At 60.9% G+C, this 6,831-nt stretch carries 6 protein-coding genes; all 6 read left to right on the forward strand.

Annotation, left to right across the window (positions count from 1 at the left end; translation table 11 throughout):
* The first annotated feature begins 34 nt into the window (after window positions 1-34).
* The 6 genes from hpaE to hpaI all read left to right on the forward strand — a co-directional run bounded on the left by hpaE (window position 35) and on the right by hpaI (window position 6,779).
* Entirely contained in the window at window positions 35-1,549 is a 1,515-nt protein-coding gene (gene hpaE / locus ASC96_RS05500; RefSeq protein ID WP_060502047.1) for a 5-carboxymethyl-2-hydroxymuconate semialdehyde dehydrogenase, read from the forward strand.
* A 37-nt stretch (window positions 1,550-1,586) separates the two neighbouring features.
* Complete coding sequence (gene hpaD / locus ASC96_RS05505) at window positions 1,587-2,567, forward strand: 3,4-dihydroxyphenylacetate 2,3-dioxygenase (RefSeq protein WP_060502048.1); 981 nt, start codon at window positions 1,587-1,589, stop codon at window positions 2,565-2,567.
* A 64-nt stretch (window positions 2,568-2,631) separates the two neighbouring features.
* On the forward strand, window positions 2,632-4,083 hold the full coding sequence (gene gabD, locus ASC96_RS05510) for an NADP-dependent succinate-semialdehyde dehydrogenase (protein WP_060502049.1): 1,452 nt from the start codon (window positions 2,632-2,634) through the stop codon (window positions 4,081-4,083).
* Window positions 4,084-4,277: 194 nt separating this feature from the next.
* Window positions 4,278-5,147, forward strand: a complete 870-nt coding sequence (locus ASC96_RS05515; protein WP_060502050.1) for a fumarylacetoacetate hydrolase family protein — start codon at window positions 4,278-4,280, stop codon at window positions 5,145-5,147.
* A gap of 1 nt (window position 5,148) precedes the next feature.
* Complete coding sequence (gene hpaH / locus ASC96_RS05520; RefSeq protein WP_060502051.1) at window positions 5,149-5,952, forward strand: 2-oxo-hept-4-ene-1,7-dioate hydratase; 804 nt, start codon at window positions 5,149-5,151, stop codon at window positions 5,950-5,952.
* An 11-nt stretch (window positions 5,953-5,963) separates the two neighbouring features.
* A complete protein-coding gene (hpaI, locus tag ASC96_RS05525) occupies window positions 5,964-6,779 on the forward strand; it encodes a 4-hydroxy-2-oxoheptanedioate aldolase (protein WP_060502052.1) in 816 nt (271 codons plus the stop codon).
* Window positions 6,780-6,831 lie beyond the last annotated feature (52 nt).

Here is a 6,831-nt window from a genome sequence, read left to right on the forward strand (position 1 = left end):
AATCGGTGCCAGTTCGCTACGAAATGGAGAGAAAATGTCCAAGCTAGAAGAAAACATCCTGAGGGCGAAAGCCTACCTCAAGCAGTTTGAAGGTGGCGTGCCGAACCGGATCGGTGGAAAGGACTGTGCAGCCGCGGACGGCATGACGTTTGAGACGATTTCCCCCGTGGACCTGAAGCCGCTAGCCAACGTGGCAAAGGGTGCTGAAGCGGACATCGATAGAGCTGCAGAGGCAGCGAAAGCAGCATTCGGGGACTGGGCCGCCCTGCCCGGCGACGCACGCAAGAAAATCCTTCACAAAATTGCGGACGCCATTGTGGCCCGCGCAGAAGAGATCGCCTTTGTCGAATGCATGGACACGGGACAATCCATCAAGTTCATGGCTAAAGCCGCGCTTCGCGGCGCAGAGAACTTCCGCTTCTTCGCCGACCGCGCGCCTGAAGCCAGGGACGGCAAATCCCTGCGGACAAGCGGCCAGGTCAACGTGACGACGAGGACCCCTATCGGCCCCGTGGGGATCATCACCCCGTGGAACACGCCTTTCATGTTGTCGACATGGAAAATCGCGCCCGCCTTGGCTGCCGGATGCACGATCGTCCACAAGCCGGCAGAATTCTCGCCTCTCAGCGCGCGCCTGCTTGTGGAAATCGCGGAGGACGCAGGTCTCCCGCCGGGAGTTTGGAACCTTGTGAACGGTTTCGGAGAAGACGCCGGCAAGAGGCTGACGGAACATCCTCTGATCAAGGCCATAGGATTCGTGGGCGAAAGCCGGACGGGCTCGATGATCATGAGGCAGGGATCGGAGACGCTCAAACGCGTTCATTTCGAACTTGGCGGCAAGAATCCGGTGATCGTGTTCGCGGATGCGGACTTGGAGCGAGCCGCCGATGCCGCGGTTTTCATGATCTACTCACTCAACGGCGAGAGATGCACTTCGTCGTCACGTCTTCTTGTCGAGGAAAGCGTGTACGAGAAATTCACGAGCATGGTCGCCGAAAAGGCAAAACGTATCCGCGTCGGCCACCCGCTCGATCCCGAGACCGTGGTTGGTCCCCTCATTCATCCCGTCCATGAGAAAAAGGTGCTCGAGTATATCGAGATCGGCAAGTCGGAAGGCGCGGTCGTCTCCGCTGGCGGCGCGAAGTTCGAGGGTCCAGGGGGCGGCTGCTACGTGAGCCCCACCCTTTTCACAAAGGCCACCAATTCGATGCGCATAGCCCAGGAGGAAATCTTCGGTCCCGTACTCACGGCAATTCCATTCAAGGACGAAGCAGAAGCCCTGTCGCTTGCCAACGACGTTCAGTACGGCCTGACGGGCTATCTCTGGACTTCTGACGTCACCCGGTCCTTCCGCTTCACCGAGCAGCTGGAGGCAGGCATGATCTGGGTCAATTCCGAGAACTTGCGGCATCTTCCAACGCCTTTCGGCGGCGTGAAGAACTCTGGCATCGGCCGGGACGGTGGCGACTGGTCGTTCGATTTCTACATGGAAACCAAGAATGTCGCGTTCGCCACCACCGCCCATGCAATCCAGAAGCTCGGTGGCTAGACCGAGCCGGTAAACATTTTCAAAGGAGGAAAACCCAATGGCCCTGCCAGCCCCAAACCTGTATCCACCATTCAATATCGTCCGTCTCAGTCACGTGGAATTCGGCGTTACAGACCTTGCAAAGTCGAGAGCGTTCTACGTCGATACGCTGGGCCTTCAAGTGACGGACGAAGACAGCGACACGATCTATCTCCGCGCGATGGAAGAGCGGGGACACCATTGCATCGTACTCAAGAAGTCCGAAATCGCAGAAGCGCGCGACCTCGGTTTCAAGGTTTTCTCGGATGAGGATCTTGATAAGGCGGAGCATTTCTTCAAGGGAAAAGGGCTCCCGGTCGAGTGGATCGAGCGTCCTTATCAGTCGAGGACGTTCCGGACACGCGATCCACACGGCATACCGCTCGAATTCTACTCCAAGATGGAGCGCCTGCCGCCGATCCATCAGCAATACGCGCTGTATCGCGGCGTGAAGCCACTGCGGATCGATCACTTCAATTGTTTTTCGAAAAATGTCGACGAGTCGGTCGCGTTCTTCAATGAGATCGGCTTTCGCGTTACGGAATACACCGCCGATGAGGAGACGGGACGGCTATGGGCCGCATGGACGCACCGTAAGGGTGGCGTCCATGACATCGCCTTCACAAACGGTCGCGGTCCCCGCCTCCATCACACGGCATTCTGGGTCCCGACGCCGTTGAACATCATCGATCTGCTCGACCTGATGGCAACCACTGGATGGGTGGCCAACATCGAGCGCGGGCCTGGGCGTCACGGCATCTCGAACGCCTTCTTCCTCTATATCCTCGACCCGGACGGCCATCGCATTGAGATCTACTGCTCGGACTACCAGACGGTGGACCCCGATCACGAACCGATCAAATGGGATCTCAAGGACCCTCAGCGGCAGACGCTATGGGGAGCCCCCGCCCCTCGCTCCTGGTTCGAACACGGCAGCCTGTTTCAAGGAATAGAGCCGCAGGATTCCGAACTCGCGGCTCAGCCTATAATCGCCCCCTGATCCTCCGACTGGCGGGTGCGCAAGCACCCGCCTTTTTTCAGAATTTGGCTAGGAGCCACGTGATATGGAACTGAAAGACCCGACTTTGTTCCGCGAAGCCGCTCTGATCGGCGGTAAGTGGATCGCCGCGGAAGCGGACGGCATCGAAGTCAAAAATCCGGCGACGGGCCTTGCAATCGGTCGCGTACCGCGTCTCGGCCAAGTTGAGACGGCACAGGCGATCTCAAGTGCCCAGGAAGCGCAGAGAGCCTGGGCCGCGCGGACGGCTAAGGACCGTTCGGCGACTCTCAGACGTTGGTTTGAGCTGATGATCGAGCACAAGGAAGACCTCGGCCGGATCCTGACGATGGAACAGGGCAAACCGCTGTCCGAGGCGATTAGCGAAATCGTCTATGGTGCGAGCTTTATCGAGTGGTTCGCCGAAGAGGCTCGGCGCGTCTACGGCGACATCATGCCGGGTCACCAGCCCGACAAGCGCATTCTTATCATGAAGCAGCCGATCGGCGTTGTCGCCGCGATCACGCCGTGGAATTTCCCGAATGCGATGATTACCCGCAAGGCCGGACCCGCGCTCGCGGCAGGCTGCGCGATGGTCCTGAAGCCCGCTTCACAGACGCCGTTCTCGGCGGTCGCGCTCGCCGTGCTGGCAGAGCGTGCCGGACTACCGAGCGGTCTCTTCAGTGTGGTGACAGGATCGGCAGCGGCTATAGGCGGCGAGATGACCGCAAACCCGATCGTGCGCAAGCTCACCTTCACGGGGTCCACCGAAATCGGAGCCGAGCTTTACAAACAGAGCGCTTCGACCATCAAGAAACTTGGGCTGGAGCTCGGCGGCAATGCGCCATTCATCGTCTTCGACGACGCCGATCTGGACGCAGCGGTCGAAGGCGCGCTAATCGCCAAGTTCCGCAACAACGGACAGACCTGCGTCTGCGCCAACCGTCTCTACGTCCAAGACGGTGTGTATGACGCTTTCGCTGAGAAGTTGGCCGCGGCGGTCGGCGCATTGAAGACGGGCAACGGCTTTAACGAAGGTATCAACCTCGGTCCTTTGATCGACAAGGCAGCGTTGGAAAAAGTCCAGGAGCACGTCGCAGACGCCGTCTCAAAGGGTGCGCGGGTCCTTCAGGGCGGAAAGCCACATTCGCTCGGCGGGACTTTCTATGAAGCCACAGTCTTGGCCGATGTGACGAAGTCGATGGCAGTTGCGGCTGAAGAGACCTTTGGCCCGGTCGCTCCGCTTTTCCGATTCACAGACGAAGCCGACGTCATCGAACAAGCGAACGACACCGAGTTCGGGCTCGCCTCCTATTTTTACGCCAAGGACCTTGCCCGCGTTTTCCGGGTGGCTGAAGCGCTGGAGTACGGGATGGTCGGTGTGAATACCGGACTGATCTCGACGGCAGAAGCTCCGTTCGGCGGTGTCAAGCTTTCGGGTCTTGGCCGGGAGGGATCGAAGTACGGTCTCGAGGAATTTCTGGAAATCAAATACGTCTGCCTTGGCGGCGTTGTCTAAGCGTTGGATAAAGGGATCGAAGTACGGTCTCGAGGAATTTCTGGAAATCAAATACGTCTGCCTTGGCGGCGTTGCGGTTCGGCGGTGTCAAGCTTTCGGGTCTTGGCCGGGAGGGATCGAAGTACGGTCTCGAGGAATTTCTGGAAATCAAATACGTCTGCCTTGGCGGCGTTGTCTAAGCGTTGGATAATCACATGACCCATCCGAGATTTGCGAGTTTCTTTGCCGAGGGCAAGAGCCGTTACGGGCTTGTCGTCAACCACGGCATCATCGACCTTTCGAGCCGTTACGGCGCGACATGGCCGACGTTGCGGGACGTGGTGGCGGACGTCGCTCTGAACCGCCTTGCCGAAGAGGGCGCGCGGTTCACGCCGCACTTCTCGTTCGACGACATCCGCTACGAGATCCCGGTCCCGGCACCGGAGAAAATCATCTGCGTCGGGGTGAACTTTCCCGACCGCAACGAGGAATACAAGGACGGCCAGAGCGCGCCGTCCAATCCTTCGCTGTTCATCCGCTTTCCGCGATCCTTTACAGGTCACGAGCAGCCGCTGATCCGTCCGCCGGAAAGCCCGCAGCTCGACTACGAGGGCGAGATCGTCATCGTCATCGGCCGGGGCGGACGCCGCATTGCTGAAGCCGACGCACTCTCCCATATCGCGGCGCTGTCGCTGTGCAACGAGGGAACGATCCGCGATTGGGTCCGGCATGCCAAGTTCAACGTCACCCAGGGCAAGAACTTCGACCGGACCGGATCGATCGGTCCGTGGATGGTGCCATACCGCGACGAGAGCCAGCTGGCCGACATTGCGCTTCAGACCCGCGTCAACGGCGAGGTCCGCCAGAGCGACCGCACGAGCCGGATGATCTTTTCGTTCCGCAAGATCATCAACTACGTCTCGACCTTCACCACGCTGGTGCCGGGCGACATGATCGTGACGGGCACGCCGACGGGAGCCGGCGCACGTTTCGATCCGCCGATCTGGCTGAAGCCCGGCGACGTCGTCGAGGTCGAGGCCGATGGCATCGGCATCCTGAAGAACACGATCGCCGACGAGGTCTGAGATGCTGACGTCCAACGACATCGAGACGGCGGCGGCAAGCCTCGACGAGGCGGAGCGCACCCGCGTCCAGACCGGGCTGCTGTCGCTCCAGTATCCGCACATGACCATGGACGACGCCTACGCGGTGCAGGCCGCGTGGGTGAAGAAGAAGATCGCCGCCGGACGCAAGGTGATCGGCTGGAAGATCGGACTGACGTCGAAGGCGATGCAATACGCACTGAACATCGACACGCCCGATTCCGGTGTGCTGTTCGACGACATGCTGTTTGCGGATGGCGCGACCGTTCCGGCCGGGCGCTTCATCCAGCCGCGCATCGAGGCTGAGATCGCCTTCGTCATGAAGGCACCCCTGAAGGGACCGAACGTCACGGTCTTCGACGTGCTGAACGCCACCGACTACGTGACCCCGGCGCTGGAGATCCTCGACACGCGCATCCTGCGCGTCGATCCGCAGACGAAGAAGGCGCGCAACGTCTTCGACACGATCTCCGACAACGCCGCCAATGCGGGCATCGTCACGGCGGGCCGGGCGATGCGTCCCGACCAGCTCGACATGCGCTGGATGGGAGCCATCGTCTCGCGCAACGCCGAGGTCGAGGAGACGGGTCTGGGAGCCGGCGTGCTCAACCATCCGGCCCGCGGCGTCGCATGGCTGGCCAATCGCCTCGCCCAGTACGGCGACAGCATCGAGGCGGGTCAGATCGTGCTGGCGGGTTCCTTCATCCGGCCGATCGAAACCCGGCATGGCGACACCATCTGCGCGGACTTTGGTCCCTACGGCTCCGTCAGCCTGTACTTTGCCTGAGGAAAGAGACCATGCCAGCACCGACGAACCTCTTCAAGCAAGCCCTGAAGGAAGGCCGCGCCCAGATCGGCCTGTGGCAGGCGCTGGCCAACCCCTACACGGTCGAGATATGCGCGGGTGCTGGCTACGACTGGCTGCTGCTCGACGCCGAGCACGCGCCGAACGACATTCCGCTGCTGGTCTCGCAGCTGCAGGCGATGAAGGGCAGTGCCAGCCAGGCGATCATCCGCCCGCCGATCGGCGACACCTACATCGTCAAGCAACTGCTCGACATCGGTGCGCAGACGCTGCTCATCCCGATGGTCGACACGGCGGAACTGGCGCAGAAGATGGTTCAGGCCGTCCGCTACCCGCCGCACGGGGTTCGCGGCGTCGGGGCGGCGCTTGCCCGTGCTTCCGCCTTCAACCGCATTCCCGATTATCTGCAGACCGCCAATGACCAGGTCTGCCTGCTGGTGCAGGTCGAAAGCCGTGCCGGCATCGCCAACCTCGACGCGATCGCGGCGACCGATGGTGTCGACGGCGTCTTTGTCGGACCCGCCGACCTGGCTGCCGACATGGGCTTTCTCGGCAAGCCGGGCGCGCCCGAGGTTCAGGCCGAGGTCGAAAAGGCGCTGGCCAAAATCCAGTCGCACGGCAAGGCCGCCGGTATCCTGATCGGTGATCCCGATCTCGCCCGCCGCTACCTCGATCTCGGCGCCACCTTCGTCGCCATCGGCAACGATGTCACGCTGCTCGCAAACGCAACGGCGAAACTGCTCGCAGACTTCAAGGCAAAGCCAGCCACACAAGTCCGAACCGAAAAAACCAGAACCGACGTATATTGAAGGGGACGCCGTCTTCCGGTTCTTTGCAGGCCGCCGACGGGTATGCGAGGAT

It is taken from the genome of Rhizobium sp. Root1204 (assembly GCF_001424965.1).
Lineage (GTDB): Bacteria > Pseudomonadota > Alphaproteobacteria > Rhizobiales > Rhizobiaceae > Pararhizobium.